A 16,074-nucleotide genomic window follows, 5' to 3' on the forward strand; every position below is an offset into this window, starting at 1 on the left:
GCTGGGCTCACATCCAAAACCTGAAACGTTCTATCTCCAGACATATGCTCAGACCTATGTCGATCACCCGAATCCAGGGCAACCAATCATCGGCGTCCAAGCGTAAGTCCGCTACACGGGAGGCGTTGAGCGCTTACCTTTTTTCGACGCCAGCGCGCCTTTCACCGGCTTCAGCGGCGGCATCACGAAGATGATGTCCTCGGGCGCCTCGTCCTGCATCGGCGCGACCTCCGCCGCCGTCCCCTGCCCAGGGGGCCGGCGCTCCCGCGCCATCCCCTTGCCGGGAAACAGCGACAGGGCCGCGAGCAAAGCGAGACTCGACACGACGAGGGGCGATCGGAACACGGACATCGGCGACTCCAGCTAATGTTAACTGAAGCTTTGCCTTAAGAAGCTGAAAAAATTCTTTGTCCGCAGTCAGCGGCCGCGGAAACGCGTCATCAGGGTTAACGCGGGGTCACGACAGACAGGCTCACACGGCTCCGAGCTGCGCGGGGTCGGCCGGCCTCAGTTCGACGCTCTCGCCGCAGCCGCAGGCCGAGGTCTGATTCGGATTCTCGAACACGAAGGTGGAGGAAAACTGGTCGGTCTTCACATCCATCCGGGTCCCGAGCAGATAAAGCACGGCCTTTGCGTCCACGATGACCCGGCCGCCCTCGAAGTCGACCACCTCGTCGCCCCTCTGCGGCGCGCCGATCTCCATCTTGTAGGACATGCCGGCGCAGCCGCCCTTCTCCACCGAAACGCGGAGCCCGGCGCCGTCGGCGGCCGTCGCCAGAAGCCCGCGCACGCGTTCGGCGGCGGCGGGGCTCACAGTCATCACATCCATTTTAGGGAGGGCCATGTCTTCTCTCTTCTTCGATGGACGGTTCGTTCGACCGGCCAATTTCTAATAATTCTCCCAGAGCCCCGGCGTGGCCAATTCCACCAGATGGCCATCCGGATCACGGAAATAAAGGCTCTCGCCTCCGCGCGGCCACGTCATGCGCGCTTCAATCTCCACGCCGCATTCCGCGAGACGCGCTTCCCAGGCAGGCAATTCTTGCGCGTCGACGGCGAAGGCGAGATGGGCGGGGCCCGCCCCGTCGTGCGGCGGAATGCGTCCGCCGGGAAGTTCGACCGTCTCCAGAGTTCCCCCACGACGGAACAGCAGCAGCACGCTCGCGGGGCCGCAATCCAGCGCCCACATGCGGCTGTCCTGCGTCATGGGCTCGAGTCCCAGCGCCGCGCCGTAGAACCGGCCGGCCCGCGCGAGATCGTCGACATAAAGCGCGGTTTCCAGAACTTTCGGCTTCCCCGGCGCAGGGTGACGCGCGGTCATGCGCCCTCCTCTCTCACCACATGTCGAGCGCGACGCGCGCCTCGTCCGACATGCGGCTCTGATCCCAAGGCGGCGTGAACACCATGTTGACCTTGACGTCGCTGACGCCCGGCACGGCGCTCACTGCGTTTTTCACCCATATGGGCATTTCGCCCGCAACGGGACAGCCGGGCGCCGTCAGCGTCATGTCGATTTCGACGACGCCTTCGTCCGCGATGTCGATGCGGTAGACCAGACCCAGCTCGTAGATGTCGGCCGGGATTTCCGGATCGTAGACGGTCTTGAGCGCCTTGATGACGTCGTTCGCCAGACGCTCGGTTTCCGAGGCTTCGGCAGCCTGGTCCGTTTCCACCGCGCCCTGCGTCGCGCCTGTGTCGAGAGCTTCGCTCATCAGCAAGAGAACCTCCTCACGCGAAAAGTTTTTGCGCCTTCAGCAAGGCCTCGGCCAGCCGGTCTGCCTCCTCGCGCGTATTGTAGAGCGCGAAGGAGGCCCGGCAGGTCGAGGTCACGCCAAAATGCGCGAGCAGCGGCATCGCACAATGCGTGCCGGCGCGGACAGCGACGCCCGATCGGTCGATGATCGTCGCAATGTCATGCGCATGGGCCGACGCCATTTCAAAGGCCACGATCGGCCCCTTGTCCGGCGCATTGCCGAAGATGCGCAATCCGTCGATCTCGGACAGGCGCTGCTGCGCATAGGCGGTGAGCTGCGCCTCATGCGCGCGGATCGCGCCCTTGCCGATCTTCTCGATATAGTCCAGCGCCGCCGCGAGGCCGACCGCCTGCGCAATGGGCGGCGTGCCCGCCTCGAAGCGGTGGGGCGGCGCGTTGTAGGTCACAGTATCGAGCGTGACGGTCTCGATCATCTCCCCGCCGCCGGCGAAAGGCGGCAGGTTTTCGAGCCATTTCCGCTTGCCGTAAAGCGCGCCGACCCCTGTCGGGCCGTAGAGCTTGTGGCCGGTGACGACATAGAAGTCGACATCCAGCGCGCGCACGTCGACATCCAGATGCACCGCGCCCTGAGAGCCGTCGACGCAGATCGGCACGCCATGCGCATGGGCGATGCGCGCCATCTCGGCAACGGGGGTCGGCGTCGCCAGCACATTGGACATATGCGTCACGGAGACGATCTTCGTGCGCGGCGTGAACATCTTCTCGAAGGCGTCGAGATCGATGCGGCCGTCGTCGTCCGGCATGATCCATTTGATCACGGCGCCCTTGCGTTCGCGCAGGAAATGCCAGGGCACGATATTGGAGTGATGCTCCATGAGCGAAAGGATGATCTCGTCACCCTCGCCGATATGCGCCAGCCCGAAGGACGAGGCCACGAGGTTCAGCGCCTCCGTCGCGCCTCTCGTGAAGATGATTTCGTCCGTCGACTCCGCATTGAGGAAGCGCCGCAGCGTCTCGCGCGCGCCCTCATAGCCCTCCGTCGCGGCGTTGGCGAGATAATGCAGGCCGCGATGCACGTTGGCGTATTCATGCTCGTAGAAATGCGCCAGCCGCTCGATCACCGCGCGCGGCTTCTGCGCCGAGGCGGCGTTGTCGAGATAGGCGAGCGGCTTGCAATAGGGCTTCTCCGCGAGAATTGGAAAATCCGCGCGGATGGCCTCCACATTATAGAATTTCAGCGGCGCGTTCTCGCTCATCACGATCTCCCCGCGAGCCAGGCCGAAACGCGCGCATGAAGATACTCGCGCAGCGCCTCGTTCTCCAGCCCGTCGAACGCCTCATTGGCGAAGCCCTCGATCAAGAGTTGCTCCGCCTCGCGGCGCGGCAGGCCGCGCGCCATGAGGTAAAAAAGCTGGTCCTTGTCGAGCCGGCCGCAGGTCGCGCCATGTCCGCATTGAACGTCATCGGCGAAGATTTCCAGCTCCGGCTTGTTGTTCATCGTCGCGCCGTCGGCGAGCAGCAGCGCCTTGGACTGCATGACGCCGTCCGTCTTCTGCGCATGCGGCCGCACGACGATCTTGCCCTGAAACACGCCCGTCCCACTCTCGTCGAGAATGCTGCGGAACCGCTCGCGGCTCTCGCCATGCGGCAGGGCGTGATCGACGACAAGGGTCGTGTCGACATGCTGGCGCCCGCGCGCGAGCGTCGCGCCGTTCAAGGCAAGCCTGGCGCGCTCGCCGTCGAGCCGCGCGAAGATCTGACGCCGCAGGAGCCCCGCGCCTTCGAGCAGCGCGACGGAATTCAGCGTCGCATCCACATCGAGATGGGCGAGAAGGCTCATCACCCGCACCAGCGCGTCGCTCTGGCCAACGGCATGGGTGACGAGTTCGAGCGTGGCGCCCGTCGCCAGCCGCAGGATCAGCGCCTGATTGTCCTGCGCCGCCGCGCCTCCAAGCGCGCCGGCTGTCTCGACGATCGTCGCTTTCGCGCCCCGGCCGAGGATGACGAGCGAGCGCGTGAAGCTGGATTGCGCGGCGTCGCCCGAGACGAAGCTCGCCAGTTCGATCGTGCGCTCCAGCGCCGCGCCGGCCGGAATGCGCAGAACCACGCCGTCCTGCATCAGCGCGGCGTTGAGCGACGCCAGCGCGTCGTCGGTCTGCACATCGGCGCTCGCGAGGAGCGCCATGATTCCGGGCGCGCCCTGCGCCAGCGCGTCGCGCAGCGGCTGGGCGGTGACGCCGTCCGGCAAATCCGCCACATCCGACAGGTCCGGCCGGAACACGCCGTCGAGCGTCACGAGCCGCACGGAGTCATGGCTGCGCGGCAGGTTTGGAGCCAAGATCGTCGCCGCGAGCGGCGCAGGCTTCGCGAGCGCCGCCTTGATGTCGGTGTAGTGCCAGGCCTCGACACGACGGTTCGGCAAGCCTCTCCGCGCGAAATCCTGCCACGCGGTCGCCCGAAGGCTCGCGCCGCCCCTGCCCTTCATTTCCTCGAAGAGCGCGGCAAGCGCCGTATCGGCTTCTGTCGTGGTTCTGGTCATGGCTCAGGCCGCCTCGCCGACGTAGTCCTGATAGCCGCGCTCTTCCAGTTCGAGCGCCAGCTCCGGCCCGCCGCTGCGCATGATGCGGCCATTGGCCATCACATGGACCGTGTCCGGCTTGATGTAATCGAGCAGCCGCTGGTAATGCGTGATCACCAGGAACGACCGCTCGGGCGCGCGCAGCGCGTTGACGCCCTCGGACACGACGCGCAGCGCGTCGATGTCGAGCCCGGAGTCGGTCTCGTCGAGAATGCCGACCGTGGGCGCCAGCAGCGCCATCTGCAACACTTCCATGCGCTTCTTCTCGCCGCCGGAGAAGCCGGAATTCAGCGGCCGGCGCAGCATCTCCTGCGACACGCCGAGCTTGGCGGCGGCGTCGCGCACGCGCTTCATGAAGTCGGGCGTCTGCAATTCGGGCTCGCCCCGCGACCGCCGCTGCGCGTTCATCGCCGCCTTGAGGAAGGTCATGGTGGCGACGCCGGGAATTTCGACCGGATACTGAAAGGCCAGAAACAGCCCCTTGGCCGCGCGCTCGTGCGGATCGAGTTCGAGAATGTTCTCGCCATTGAGCAGCACTTCGCCATCCGTGATCTCATAGCCCTCGCGGCCGGAGATCACATAAGACAGCGTCGACTTGCCCGTGCCGTTCGGCCCCATGATCGCCGCGACCTCGCCGTCGCGCACGGTGAGGGACAGGCCCTTGAGAATCTTCCGGTCGCCGACCGAAACGTGGAGATTTTTAATGACGAGCACTCATCTGCTCCTTTTTGGTCCCCGACCGCGCCGGGCCTTGTTTCCTTTCAGCGCTTCGCGAGGAATGCGCCAACGTCGCTTTTCAGGCGTTCAATTTTCTGTTGCCGTTCGGGCGCTTCGCCCCCAGGCGGACTGGCGACCGCGCCCGAAGCTGTTGGATAACGAAAGCGTGTTGCAGCGGAACTCAGCGTTTCGAACTGCAGAAACCCAGCTTTCAGCACGTGATCTCCCGGCAGCATGTCGGCAAGCTGACGGATATTGTGGGTCGGACCGACCGGAACACCTTCCGCCTCCAGCACAGCGCGCAGAAGCTTCTCGACGCATTGCTGCTGGAAATAGGCCGCTTGCCTCGGCAATTTTTCGAGCAACACGCCGGCCGCGGAGAAATCTTCCTCGGCGAGCGCGAGAAAAGACGCGACGCGCCTTTGCCTGTGCGCTTCGGCGCTCATGGGGAGCCCGCATCATAAAGCTTCCTCCCCTCTCGCAGGATGCGCGACACGAAGGACGTCGGGAGAGCCGCGCCGTCCTCGAAATCTTTGGCCGAGCAAGGAACGATGTCGCAACCGACACCGCAGCCGTTCAGTGGCGCATCGACTATTTCGTAATCATCGGATCCGAAAGCGCCGCCCCGCTTGGCGACGACGAGAAGATCGAAATCGCTATCGGGGCGCGCCTCGCCTCGCGCACGACTACCGAAGAGCCAGATTTCTTTGGGGTCGAGCGCGTCACGCAGCCGCGAGACGATGGAGGCAAGCGCCGCGCCCTCGTCGGCGAAGACACCGTGATTCGAACGAATGTTCGTGACCGCCCCCATCACCCCACGCTCCCTTCGAGCGAGATCGAAATCAGCTTCTGCGCCTCGACCGCGAACTCCATCGGCAATTGCTGCAACACGTCGCGCACGAAGCCGTTGACGATCAGCGCGGTCGCCTCCTCCGCCGAAAGCCCGCGCTGCATCGCGTAGAAGAGCTGGTCGTCGGAAATCTTCGACGTCGTCGCCTCATGCTCGAACTGGGCGCTGGGATTCTTCGACTCGATATAGGGAACCGTATGCGCGCCGCAGTCATGGCCGATCAGCAGACTGTCGCATTGGGTGAAGTTGCGCGCGCCGTCCGCCTTGCGATGCGCCGACACCTGCCCGCGATAGGTGTTCTGCGACTTGCCCGCCGAAATGCCCTTGGAGACGATGCGGCTCTTCGTGTTGCGGCCGAGATGAATCATCTTCGTGCCGCTGTCGACCTGCTGATGGCCGTTCGAGACCGCGATCGAATAGAACTCGCCTTGCGAGCCCTCGCCGCGCAGGATGCAGGACGGATATTTCCAGGTGATGGCCGAACCCGTTTCCACCTGCGTCCACGAAATATGCGAATTGCGTCCTCGGCAGTCGCCACGCTTGGTGACGAAATTGTAAATCCCGCCCCTGCCCTCGCTGTCGCCCGGATACCAGTTCTGCACCGTCGAATATTTGATTTCCGCGTCGTCGAGCGCAACCAGTTCGACAACGGCCGCGTGGAGCTGGTTCTCGTCGCGCTTGGGCGCCGTGCAGCCTTCGAGATAGCTGACATAGGCGCCTTCGTCGGCGATGATCAGCGTGCGCTCGAACTGCCCCGTCTTCTGCTCGTTGATGCGGAAGTAGGTCGACAATTCCATCGGGCAGCGCACGCCCTTCGGCACATAGACGAAGGAGCCGTCCGAAAACACCGCGCTGTTCAGCGTCGCATAGAAATTGTCCGTCGCCGGCACGACCGAGCCGAGATATTTGCGCACCAGCTCGGGGTGGGTCTGCACGGCCTCGGAGATCGGACAGAAGATCACGCCCGCCTTGGCCAGCTCCTCCTTGAAGGTCGTGGCGACGGACACGGAGTCGAACACCGCGTCCACCGCGACCTTGCGCGTCTCGACGCCGGCCAGAATCTCCTGCTCGCGCAGCGGAATGCCGAGCTTCTCATAAGTGCGCAGCAGTTCGGGATCGACCTCGTCGAGCGATTTCGGCCCCGGCGTCGATTTCGGCGCCGAGTAATAGTAGAGGTCCTGATAGTCGATCGGCGGATAGCTGACCCGCGCCCAATTGGGCTCCTCCATGGTCAGCCAGCGGCGATAGGCCTCCAGGCGCCATTCGGTCAGCCAGTCTGGTTCGTTCTTCTTGGCGGAGATGAAGCGAACAATGTCTTCGCTCAGGCCCTTGGGGGCCTTCTCCGACTCGATATCGGTCGTAAAGCCATACTTATAGGCGTCGACGTCGATTTCCTCGACGCGCGCAACGGTCTCCTGACGAGCCGCCATGTCTCTCATCTCCTCGTCGCGACGGGTTCAAGGCCCGTCGGCCGATCCCGGTTCCGCCCGTTGGAGCGCTGGGCTCCAGGCGACGGACCGCCGCGACCTGATCCGGTCCACGACCTCCGCAAGAACCATTCCAAACTGTTCTACATCGTCATCGCGCGTAGACCAACCCAGACTGACGCGCAACGCCTCTTTTTCTGGCGCCCCCATGGCCGCCAGCACATGCGACTCCCGCACCTTGCCCGACGAGCAGGCCGAGCCGCTGGAGACGGCGATGCCCGAAAGGTCCAGCGCCATCAACAGCGTATGCGCTGGAATACCCGGAATGGCGAAGGCGCTGACGCCCGCGACGCGCGCCGCCTTTCGGCCGAAAAACCGGGCGTCGGGGGCGATTTGGGCAATCTTTTCTTCCGCCAGATCGCGCAGCGGCGCGAGCCGCGCGCCTTCGGCCTCCCCCGCACGGAGCGCCGCCTCGAAGGCCGCGGCGAATCCGGCGATTGCGGCGACATTCTCGGTCCCGGCGCGGCGGCCGAGTTCCTGCCCGCCGCCGCGCAGATGCGTCTCGGAGATGTGGAGCGTCTCCCGCGCTGCGGCAAGCGCCCCCGCCCCCACGGGCCCGCCGAGCTTGTGTGAGGAAAAGAACAGGAAATCCGATTCGCTTGTCGCGAATGTCAGATCAATCCGGCCAATGGCCTGGGTGGCGTCGCAGACCAGCAGGCCGCCCGCCGCATGGACCCGCTCGGCGGCCTCCCGGACCGGCTGAATCACGCCGGTTTCATTGTTGACGGCCTGCACCGCCAGCATGACCCGCCGCCCGGCATGACGCGCCAGCGCCGCGTCGAGGGCCGCAAGGGAGAGCGCGCCCTCGGGCGTCAACGCCACCGTTTCAACCGTCCCGGCCGCGAATCGGCGCCCCTGCAGCACAGCGGGATGCTCCCCCGCGCCGACCAGCAGGAGGTCCATCGGTCCGGACTCTCTGCCGCATTGCACCATGGGGGTGAGGACCAGATTGGCGGCCTCCGTCGCCCCGCTGGTGAAGGTGACGTTGCGGGCGGCGGTTCCGAGCCCTCTGGCGATGGTCGCGCGGGCCTGCTCCAGCGCCGCCTTGGCCGCCCGCCCTTCGGCATGGACCGAGGAGGCGTTGGCGGGGCCCTCCAGCACCGCGAGCATGGCCGCCCGCGCCTCCGGCCGCAGCGGCGACGTGGCGTTGTGGTCGAGATAGATGCGATTCACGGGCATGTCGGAGATGTAATCGTTTCCGCCCCGCGACGGGAGGGGTTTTACGGGAGCTTGGTTTGAGAACGGCGGGATAGGCGCGACTTCATTTCCGAACACGTCACTCGCGCATGACGGGAGAGGCCGTTGAAACTCAGCGGGCGTGTCGTTGACGAACAGCTCGAACGTCACAATGATGGTTGAGGAAGTCTGAACCGCCCGCGCCGCGCGGGCGCGCATGAGCAACGGCCCGCCGCTTTGTCGGCTTGCATAACGCGCAGGGAGGAAGCCGTGTCCAATATCGACCTCACACGGAACACCGCATTCAAGTCCCTTCTCGGCGGCGTCGATGCCGGCCACAAGACAGATTCCGTAAAACTCGGCGGCGACGGGCGACCGAAGATTGGCCGTAGCGGCCTCATCGGCGCGTTGACGTTCCGAAGCGCCAGGGCCGAACCCGGCCAGAACAAAGCCGCAGAGGTTATCGCCTCCGCAATCGTACGCTGCGCAACGAATGAAATGAGTGATAGAATTCGCGCCAACCTCGGCGAAGCGACAGACGTCAGCCCGACTAAGGTGCTGAGCGCGCTGGACGAATTCAAAGACGCCGCTCGCACCGCCGCAAAGGAACTCCTGCAGAAGAAGGAAACGCCGGGGGGCCGCCGCCTGACGGTGGCCGACGTGCGGGACGCTATAAACAAGGTAAACGCCCTTGCGAATGAGACTCTCGCAGGGACCAGCTTCATCGACAAGCCACGTGCGCAACCTCCAACCGCCAGATTTCTTGAAACCAGATCTCCTGAAACATTGATACACGACGCCGCCGGGATCATCTCCAAAGCCGCGCAGAAGGACTATCGAGCCGGGCTGGAGCCGCGATTTCCGAATTTGACGGAGGAGCAGCGCGATCAGGCTGCCGCGGGATTTAAAAAAATCGTTACGAACAAGTGACGAAATTTTTATCAGAAAAGGCAAAACAAGGCCCCATTGCGAAACCGGAATTGATGGCGGCCAAAGAGCTTGCGGCGCGGCTTATCGACGATAAGCTCGGGGTCCCGAAACCGCCCGCCAATCCTGTGGCGTCACAACCGCAAACGCACGCCGATCAACCCCGGCCGCCTGAGGCCGTGACCCGCGCGAAAGTAAACGCCAGTGATGTGCCACGTCTCGCGACGGAGAAGGCAAATCAGGCGGTCGCAGACTTCCATGCGAAACTTCCAACGCGCGGCTTTGTTGGTTCAAGCGAGGCCCGCAACCGCGAAGCGGCGAAAGACGCGCTGCATGCACGCGTCGAGCAACTGGCGACAAACAGCCTGCTGTCCGATATGGGCGGCGATCTCGACAAGGCTATCGCGGCCGCTATTGTTGATGCACTGAAGCAGGCGGCCAAAAAGTAAGGAAGACAGGGGCGTGAGCCTCTGTCGTCCCAAGCGGGTGGCGGTCGCCGCAATGATTGCATTGCCGCCACCATTTCGATGAACGGGATGAAATTTTTCGCGCCCGGCCCGCATGCGCGCGCGGCCTTTCAAATTTAGCAGTCATGCGAACGCCTTGCCGCGCAATGGCCGGCGCCGGGAGATCGCCGAACTCGCGCCTGACGCGAAACACGGTTGAAAATCAAGCACATGGTTGATTGACTCCAGCGCGGGCGCTGCAATACTCGCTCTTAACAAGCTCTTAAGAAATCCCGGCCTTCCCCAGCGCCGCCGCACAGGAGTCGCGCAATGAGAACGCATGAGCCAACGGCATTCAACCTGCTGCTCGAAGCCTATTGCCGCTCGATCGGCATGGGCGATGTCGAGATCGGTCCGGAGGGCGGCATTTTTGAAATCGGCGACGTGGAGGTCGCGGTCCAGCACGACGACGAGTTCGAGCGGCTTTCGATGATGACGGTTGTCGAAACGGTTCCCGTGGAGAGATTGCCGCAGCTCGCGCCGCAATTGCTGCAACTCAACGCCGCGCTGGCCCTGAGCGGCGGACACGCCTTCTGCGCCGATATCGAGAGCGGCGAACTGCGCCTCTACATCAGCCTCGCCCTCAATAACACGACCTCCGAGGACATCGACGAAGAACTCGCCGCCCTCGTCGCCAAATGCCGCGCGGCGCGCGAGCTGCTCGGCGCGATGAACGAGGCGGACAATTTGCTTCAGGCCGCGGCGAGCGAGGAGACGAAAGAGTCTGAGGATGGCATGGTTAAGTTCAAGGGGTGATGAGTGGTGCGCCCGCCACGTAACGACTCTGAGTTAACAAGGATGGAGCAAAAACATGTCCTCGATCAGCGACAACGCAAGAAATGCCTTGGCTTCGTTTATCGAAACCATTCCCGGAGAGAAAAATGACGCATCCATTTTGCTATTGAACAAGTCCGACAACCTAGAAGGCTTCAGTGCAAAAGCGGGAAAGGCCACCTTAAAGAAGTTCAACGATAGTCCGGTTACCAATAGCCGAGGCGAAAAATTGGCTTCAGACAGAGCCGGACGGGTACTGGGGACGATATGGAATGTAAAACAAGGCGCGAAGTACGCTGTTGGCCATATAGCTCAAGATGCAATGAATTCGCTTCCAGAGGGCTGGGATAAAAAAAACTGGCCAAAGGATAGTTACAACGAATTTGTGCAGGAGTTTGTAAACGAGGTTCAGGGTCGATTCGGATATTTTTTGGGGGCTAAGGCAGCAAATGGCGACGACACATTAGCGGCCAAATTTTCAAATTATAAAGCACTTACAGTGGCAGACTTGAAAGAGGCGCTTGAGGAAACTGGAGAATTCGCTAACAATAAAGCTCTTGAGATGTTTGGGGTACTCCATGAGAAGCAGCAACGAAAAGCGAATGCGCTTCTGCAGGCAGGCGCAAAGCATGATCCAAGCTCCAACGTAACTCCTTCTCCCTCGCCGTCTCCCTCGCCCTCGCCGCTTCCCAGCAAAGCCACATGGAATTCGAAGCTTATAAAAGACGCAGGCTCCAGAAGAAAATCGGTCAACTCTCCGGGCAATCATTTTATTGGCAAGCAAGGCCACTCCACTGGCTCTCCCTCCCCCTCTCCGCAGGTTCTGGTGAGGGCAAACAATCTAGGGGATGAGAAATACGCTTCGCCACCCGCTGAAAATAACGCCAGCCATGGCGCCGGACTGAATGGAAGCTCCGAGAATATATACAGTGAATTTTCAGACAACGGCGACCTTCGCCGCTTCGAAAGCAACAATGGCGACGGAGGTTATATATTCCCTGATGGCACGAAAGTTTCCAACCCGGAAGAGGACTTGGAGTCTGTTCTACGGGAGATATCGGACAGCAACAGCGGTAAAATCGAAAGCAACAATAACGGCGGACCTCAGAAACTGCGCTCCGTTCCGGAGGAACCCGAGAGCCCGCTGCAAGTGCGAGAAAATGACAAAAAAAATGTCGCCCTGAATGATGGCGGCCGGAGAACTGGAATCAAAAGATCAACAACCGGCGGGAACAGGCCAACGTTGACCAAATCGACGCGGGGGGGGGGCCATCACCAAGCCCACCACTCCCAACGCGACGGGCGCGCTGTCTCCAAAGGGCGCCGAGGAGAAGGAGAAGAAGGAGCCCAGTGATAAGAAGGACTGACCGGAAGGCGCCGCAGTAACAGCGGGACGCCGCCCGACGCCAGTCGGGCGGCTCCACGGTAGGTTTCGGGGCGCGCGGACGCGCGCCCCGCCCCGCGCGCGGCTGTCGTAAAACGCGAAGGGCGCGGCAAACGCCAGCTTTCGTCGAATTGACTGTGCGGCCGACAGGCTTATTCTTGACAATTGGTTTCCGGCCCCGCCGCGAAAGGAGCCGCGATGCGCACGCATGAACCGACCGCCTTCACGCGCCTGCTGGAGGATTACTGCCGATCCGTCGGAATGGGCGAGTTCGAAATCGACCCGGACGGGGGCGAATTCGTCGTTGACGACGTCACGGTCGTCGTGCGTCACGATGAGGATTTCGGGCGTCTGGCCATGGCCTCGACGGTCGAGAGCATCGCCCCGGAGCAATTGGAGCAGCTCGCCCCGGTTCTGCTGCAACTCAACGCCGCGCTCGGCCTCTCCGGCGGGCTGAGCTTTTGCGCCGACGCGACGAGCGGCGCCTTGCAGCTTCAGCAAAGCGTGCCGCTGACGAACATCGACTCGGAGCAGCTTGACGCCGAACTGGCCCTGATCGTGACCAAGTGCCGCTCCGCGAGGGAGCTGATCTCGACGCTCAACGAAGGCCCGGCGATGGTGCGGGAGTTTCTGGAAAAAGCCACGCAAGGCAACGACGCGTCCCTTGTGATGTTCAAACTCTAGGCGAGACGGCGAGGAGGCGAGACGATGGGTGGGATAACTCTAGCGAGCTATGCGAGCCGTCTGAGGGCGGGAAGGCCGACCGAATCGTCGCCTTCCTCAAGCCCGACGACGCAGAAAACCGGTAAAAGCAGCCGAGGTTCGATCAGCCTGAAGCCGCCAACCGGGCCCGCATCGCAAGGCAAAAGAGACGAGATCGTCAAGCAAATCGTTACTGAGACCAGCAGAAGGTTTTACGACGAAGTTCGGACCCGCATAGATTTGGGAAGCACGCACCCGGGCGATGTCGAAACTGCGTGCAACTTGTACGAAGCCAAGGTGCGTTCCCAGATCGAGCAGATGTTGGGGGACAGGGCGGGCGAGAAAGAGATTGCGGCAGCCAGAGCGCAGATCGGCGCCACCTTGCCGTCACAAGTTCCCATCGCTCTCGAGTGGATCGGCAAGCAGCAGCAGGAACGCAGCCACGCGGATCGCGAGCGGATGCTGTCGCGTTCGCCGCTTTCGTCGGCGCAGAAGGCGGCGGATGTCAATGACGCCCAACGGTTGGAGAGCGTTGGGAAGCAGGGGGTCGAAGGGCATCAATTGGCGCAAATGGCGAGCGCGATGCAAGTGGAGCCCGCCGACCTCGTGCAGAAGTCGACTCAACCTGCGCCGCCAACGGCGCCCTTCTTCGAGGCGGGGCTCGAGACGATCGACCTGCCCGAGAGTGAGCCGCCGGCCGCGCCGCCACCGACGTCCGAGCTTGCTGACAGTGACGACGGCCCCCCTAGCGACCTGCCGCCGACGCCCGACGGCGCGCTTTTCACGACAAATCTGAATCAAACCGCCGCGATGTGGAATGGGGCGGCGGCGCCGCTGCCGCCTGGCCCGCCGCCGACTGACGTTCTGCCGCCACCCGACGACCCGCCACCCCTACCTACCAACCCGCCAGCGCGACAACTCAATCCGCCCGCGCCGAGCGATCCCCCGCCGCCCCCGCCTGATGCGCTACATGCGCCTCCCCATTCTGCGCTACAGAACGCTGGGCTACAGGCGCATCCGGCGGCGCCGCCGCTCCACAACCCACCCCCGCCCCTCGGCAACCCGCCGCCGCCGATTCCCGCAGGGGTCGCGCCGGCTCAGACAGCCGCGCCTGGGCCGGGGCAAACGGCGGCTCCGGCGCCGCAGTGGAAGGTGACGGAGCCAAGGGCGCAGGACTACCAGCCGCGCGCCAACCGCGCAGCCGCCGGGGTCCGAGCGCAGGCAGCGCCGGCTCTGACGGCCCAGCAGCGTCAGAACATGCAATTCGCGCCGAGGATGACCCCGCCGCCGGGGATGGAGGCGCGCGCCTATTACAAGTCGAGGGGCATCGTCATCGGCGCCCACTCCCCGCCGAGGCGTGGAGGCCTTCCCGGCGCCGCCGCCGGCGCCGCGCCGCCGGTCGCGAATAGCGCGCCAGCGCCGGCGCCCGCCCAAATGGCCGACCCCGCTCGTGAACAGCAACGCCTTTACGCGCAAGCGATTGCCGAGGACATGACCAACTTCGCGCTGACGCAATTCAACCTCGGGCTGAACGACGCGCTTTCCCCGAGCGCGCTGGAAGACGATCAGATGAAGACGGAGATCAGCGATGAAATCCGTCTTTTGCAGGGAGAGGTCAGGACCGAGATTGAGCAGTTGCTGATGTCGAGGACCCCGGACCAAAGCTCGGCAAGCGAACAGGCGGCGATGACGCTTGCGCGCGAGCTTGTCGACAAGCGCCTCGCGTCATGGCGGGTGAAAGACAGCGCCGCCAGTGAAGCTGAGTCGATTGTCACCGCTGCGACCTTTGGCTTTGAAAAAAGGTTGCGCGACTCTGCCGTGCTCAAGGATACGAATTCTGAAATGATCAAGACTCTGACAGACAGCTTCGAAGTCCAGTTGCGGAAGTCGGTTGATGAGTTTCTCGCGACAAGCGCCGTCGGGATCAATGAGCGCTCCCTAGACCGCGCCCGGGAAAAGGCGAACAGGGAAGTCGACGAGCGTCTGGCCCCGCTCTTGCGCTCCGACGCGGCGCAAGCCGCGCCACGGCCGCAAGTCACCTAGAAGGCGCCCGCCGCCCGCTTCCCGACACGGGGCCACAGGCGGCGCCCGAGCCAGACGCCGAGGCGCCGCGCCAGCATGGCGAGGCCCAGAAGCGTGGTCGCAAAGGTGAAAATGGCGTTGACCGCCGCCGCCGTGAGGCCGCCGAAGACAAGCGCGCCGCGCCCCAGCGTCGCGAGGATCGCACGCGTTCCCGCCCCTCTCGCGGCCGCGAGGCGCGCCGCCTTGCGCAGCTCCGCGCCGTCTTCGGCCAGCGCGAGAGCGTCCCGCGCGCCGCGCGCCCCGGCGCGGCGGTAGAGCGTCGCCATGTCCTCGCCGAGCAGGCGGAACGTCGCGAGGGCGCCCGGCTTCACGACCCGCGTGGCGGCGGCGCGCGCGGCCGCGACGTCCAACTTCGCCGCCGCCGCCATGGCCCCCGTCAGCGCCTCGCGGTCGATGGCCTTGGCGCCCGCCGCGACAAGCGATCTCGCCAGCGGGCGAGACAGGCGGCCAGCTTTCTGCGCGCCTTTCAGCAGTGTGAGGCCCGAACGCGCCGGCAGCGCCGCCCCGACGCTCGACCAGGTGGCGACGCTGAGCGCCAGCCCCGCCGTGGCGAGACCGACGACGAGTTCGTCGGGCGTTTCGCCGCGCCGGACCTTTTCGCCTTCGGTCCAGAGGTCGCGAAGGTCGCCGTAGCCCGTCAGATCGCCGGTCAAGGCGCCCGCGAAAGCCGGCCCCGTGTCGCGCGCGCCGTGCAGGAACCCCTCGGCGAAATCCGCCGCCGCCCTGTCTGTCGACGCCGCTTCGAGCGCCGCGAGGCGCGCCTGCTGGGCCTGGGATGCGAAGAGCCCCCGAGACCGGCCCAGCTCGATGAAGCTTCGCGCGAGATCCGCGTCGCCCGCCGCCAGCGCCGCGTCCAGACCCTCGGCGAAACGCGCCGTCGTAAAGGTCTGATCCAGCCGCGCGTCGGCGAGCGCGACGGGGTCGTTCCGTGCCGCCGCGACGCGCAGCCCGTCCCGCGCTGGGGCAAAGCTTTGCGCCGCGAGCCAGAACAGGCACAGCCCGGCCGCGAGAAAGACCGCCGCCCGCGTCATTGTCATCCGAAGCCTCATGGAGGGGATGTGGGGAGCGCCGGCCGCAAGCGCGAGAGCGCCGGGCGCATCCTTGCGGGAAGCTTGCGAATTCCCTTGCATTTTACCTCGTCAAGCATGGTAAAAGGCGCCCTGCCCCGTTTCCACAG

At 64.2% G+C, this 16,074-nt stretch carries 18 protein-coding genes; 6 read left to right on the forward strand and 12 right to left on the reverse strand.

Annotation, left to right across the window (positions count from 1 at the left end):
* Positions 1 to 111 precede the first annotated feature (111 nt).
* From ACR652_RS20240 to ACR652_RS20290, 11 genes are all read right to left on the reverse strand, one after another.
* A complete protein-coding gene (locus ACR652_RS20240; protein WP_434508273.1) occupies positions 112 to 351 on the reverse strand; it encodes a hypothetical protein in 240 nt (79 codons plus the stop codon).
* A 121-nt stretch (positions 352 to 472) separates the two neighbouring features.
* Positions 473 to 844, reverse strand: a complete 372-nt coding sequence (locus ACR652_RS20245) for a HesB/IscA family protein (RefSeq protein WP_434508274.1) — start codon at positions 842 to 844, stop codon at positions 473 to 475.
* A 45-nt stretch (positions 845 to 889) separates the two neighbouring features.
* Positions 890 to 1,321, reverse strand: coding sequence for a VOC family protein (locus tag ACR652_RS20250; RefSeq protein ID WP_434508275.1), 432 nt, complete (start codon positions 1,319 to 1,321; stop codon positions 890 to 892).
* Between the two features lie 13 nt (positions 1,322 to 1,334).
* Positions 1,335 to 1,712, reverse strand: coding sequence for an SUF system Fe-S cluster assembly protein (locus ACR652_RS20255; protein WP_434508276.1), 378 nt, complete (start codon positions 1,710 to 1,712; stop codon positions 1,335 to 1,337).
* Positions 1,713 to 1,728: 16 nt separating this feature from the next.
* Positions 1,729 to 2,970 carry a cysteine desulfurase gene (locus ACR652_RS20260; RefSeq protein ID WP_434508277.1) on the reverse strand — a complete coding sequence of 414 codons (1,242 nt, stop codon included), beginning with the start codon at positions 2,968 to 2,970 and terminating at the stop codon, positions 1,729 to 1,731.
* Positions 2,970 to 4,253: a Fe-S cluster assembly protein SufD gene (gene sufD / locus ACR652_RS20265; protein ID WP_434508278.1), complete on the reverse strand. Its 1,284-nt coding sequence runs from the start codon at positions 4,251 to 4,253 to the stop codon at positions 2,970 to 2,972. The genes ACR652_RS20260 and sufD overlap by 1 nt, the downstream gene beginning before the upstream one ends.
* 3 nt (positions 4,254 to 4,256) lie before the next feature.
* Positions 4,257 to 5,006, reverse strand: a complete 750-nt coding sequence (gene sufC / locus ACR652_RS20270; protein ID WP_434508279.1) for a Fe-S cluster assembly ATPase SufC — start codon at positions 5,004 to 5,006, stop codon at positions 4,257 to 4,259.
* A 47-nt stretch (positions 5,007 to 5,053) separates the two neighbouring features.
* Positions 5,054 to 5,455, reverse strand: coding sequence for a HEPN domain-containing protein (locus ACR652_RS20275; protein ID WP_434508280.1), 402 nt, complete (start codon positions 5,453 to 5,455; stop codon positions 5,054 to 5,056).
* Positions 5,452 to 5,820, reverse strand: coding sequence for a nucleotidyltransferase domain-containing protein (locus ACR652_RS20280; protein WP_434508281.1), 369 nt, complete (start codon positions 5,818 to 5,820; stop codon positions 5,452 to 5,454). The genes ACR652_RS20275 and ACR652_RS20280 overlap by 4 nt, the downstream gene beginning before the upstream one ends.
* Positions 5,820 to 7,289 carry a Fe-S cluster assembly protein SufB gene (gene sufB / locus ACR652_RS20285; protein WP_434508282.1) on the reverse strand — a complete coding sequence of 490 codons (1,470 nt, stop codon included), beginning with the start codon at positions 7,287 to 7,289 and terminating at the stop codon, positions 5,820 to 5,822. The genes ACR652_RS20280 and sufB overlap by 1 nt, the downstream gene beginning before the upstream one ends.
* A 27-nt stretch (positions 7,290 to 7,316) precedes the next feature.
* Entirely contained in the window at positions 7,317 to 8,525 is a 1,209-nt protein-coding gene (locus ACR652_RS20290; RefSeq protein ID WP_434508283.1) for a cysteine desulfurase family protein, read from the reverse strand.
* Positions 8,526 to 8,792: 267 nt separating this feature from the next.
* Here ACR652_RS20290 and ACR652_RS20295 point away from each other — a divergent pair, with 267 nt between their 5' ends.
* The 6 genes from ACR652_RS20295 to ACR652_RS20320 all read left to right on the forward strand — a co-directional run bounded on the left by ACR652_RS20295 (position 8,793) and on the right by ACR652_RS20320 (position 14,858).
* Complete coding sequence (locus ACR652_RS20295) at positions 8,793 to 9,452, forward strand: hypothetical protein (protein ID WP_434508284.1); 660 nt, start codon at positions 8,793 to 8,795, stop codon at positions 9,450 to 9,452.
* A complete protein-coding gene (locus ACR652_RS20300) occupies positions 9,449 to 9,898 on the forward strand; it encodes a hypothetical protein (RefSeq protein WP_434508285.1) in 450 nt (149 codons plus the stop codon). The genes ACR652_RS20295 and ACR652_RS20300 overlap by 4 nt, the downstream gene beginning before the upstream one ends.
* A gap of 327 nt (positions 9,899 to 10,225) precedes the next feature.
* On the forward strand, positions 10,226 to 10,711 hold the full coding sequence (locus tag ACR652_RS20305; protein ID WP_434508286.1) for a CesT family type III secretion system chaperone: 486 nt from the start codon (positions 10,226 to 10,228) through the stop codon (positions 10,709 to 10,711).
* Positions 10,712 to 10,766: 55 nt separating this feature from the next.
* Positions 10,767 to 12,083: a hypothetical protein gene (locus tag ACR652_RS20310; protein WP_434508287.1), complete on the forward strand. Its 1,317-nt coding sequence runs from the start codon at positions 10,767 to 10,769 to the stop codon at positions 12,081 to 12,083.
* 228 nt (positions 12,084 to 12,311) lie between these two features.
* Positions 12,312 to 12,797, forward strand: coding sequence for a CesT family type III secretion system chaperone (locus ACR652_RS20315; protein WP_434508288.1), 486 nt, complete (start codon positions 12,312 to 12,314; stop codon positions 12,795 to 12,797).
* A gap of 315 nt (positions 12,798 to 13,112) precedes the next feature.
* On the forward strand, positions 13,113 to 14,858 hold the full coding sequence (locus ACR652_RS20320; protein ID WP_434508289.1) for a hypothetical protein: 1,746 nt from the start codon (positions 13,113 to 13,115) through the stop codon (positions 14,856 to 14,858).
* On the opposite strand, the gene ACR652_RS20325 is transcribed toward ACR652_RS20320, so the two are convergent.
* Positions 14,855 to 15,934: a hypothetical protein gene (locus ACR652_RS20325; RefSeq protein ID WP_434508290.1), complete on the reverse strand. Its 1,080-nt coding sequence runs from the start codon at positions 15,932 to 15,934 to the stop codon at positions 14,855 to 14,857. The genes ACR652_RS20320 and ACR652_RS20325 overlap by 4 nt on opposite strands.
* Positions 15,935 to 16,074 lie beyond the last annotated feature (140 nt).

Source organism: Methylocystis sp. (genome assembly GCF_051061225.1).
Taxonomy (GTDB): Bacteria; Pseudomonadota; Alphaproteobacteria; order Rhizobiales; family Beijerinckiaceae; genus Methylocystis.

Bases quoted from the DNA above. Each gene is read 5' to 3' on its own strand.
- ACR652_RS20240 (WP_434508273.1), bottom strand. From the start codon at position 351: ATGTCCGTGTTCCGATCGCCCCTCGTCGTGTCGAGTCTCGCTTTGCTC.
- ACR652_RS20245 (WP_434508274.1), bottom strand. From the start codon at position 844: ATGGCCCTCCCTAAAATGGATGTGATGACTGTGAGCCCCGCCGCCGCC.
- ACR652_RS20250 (WP_434508275.1), bottom strand. From the start codon at position 1,321: ATGACCGCGCGTCACCCTGCGCCGGGGAAGCCGAAAGTTCTGGAAACC.
- ACR652_RS20255 (WP_434508276.1), bottom strand. From the start codon at position 1,712: ATGAGCGAAGCTCTCGACACAGGCGCGACGCAGGGCGCGGTGGAAACG.
- ACR652_RS20260 (WP_434508277.1), bottom strand. From the start codon at position 2,970: ATGAGCGAGAACGCGCCGCTGAAATTCTATAATGTGGAGGCCATCCGC.
- sufD (WP_434508278.1), bottom strand. From the start codon at position 4,253: ATGACCAGAACCACGACAGAAGCCGATACGGCGCTTGCCGCGCTCTTC.
- ACR652_RS20275 (WP_434508280.1), bottom strand. From the start codon at position 5,455: ATGAGCGCCGAAGCGCACAGGCAAAGGCGCGTCGCGTCTTTTCTCGCG.
- ACR652_RS20280 (WP_434508281.1), bottom strand. From the start codon at position 5,820: ATGGGGGCGGTCACGAACATTCGTTCGAATCACGGTGTCTTCGCCGAC.
- sufB (WP_434508282.1), bottom strand. From the start codon at position 7,289: ATGGCGGCTCGTCAGGAGACCGTTGCGCGCGTCGAGGAAATCGACGTC.
- ACR652_RS20290 (WP_434508283.1), bottom strand. From the start codon at position 8,525: ATGCCCGTGAATCGCATCTATCTCGACCACAACGCCACGTCGCCGCTG.
- ACR652_RS20305 (WP_434508286.1), top strand. From the start codon at position 10,226: ATGAGAACGCATGAGCCAACGGCATTCAACCTGCTGCTCGAAGCCTAT.
- ACR652_RS20310 (WP_434508287.1), top strand. From the start codon at position 10,767: ATGTCCTCGATCAGCGACAACGCAAGAAATGCCTTGGCTTCGTTTATC.
- ACR652_RS20315 (WP_434508288.1), top strand. From the start codon at position 12,312: ATGCGCACGCATGAACCGACCGCCTTCACGCGCCTGCTGGAGGATTAC.
- ACR652_RS20325 (WP_434508290.1), bottom strand. From the start codon at position 15,934: ATGACAATGACGCGGGCGGCGGTCTTTCTCGCGGCCGGGCTGTGCCTG.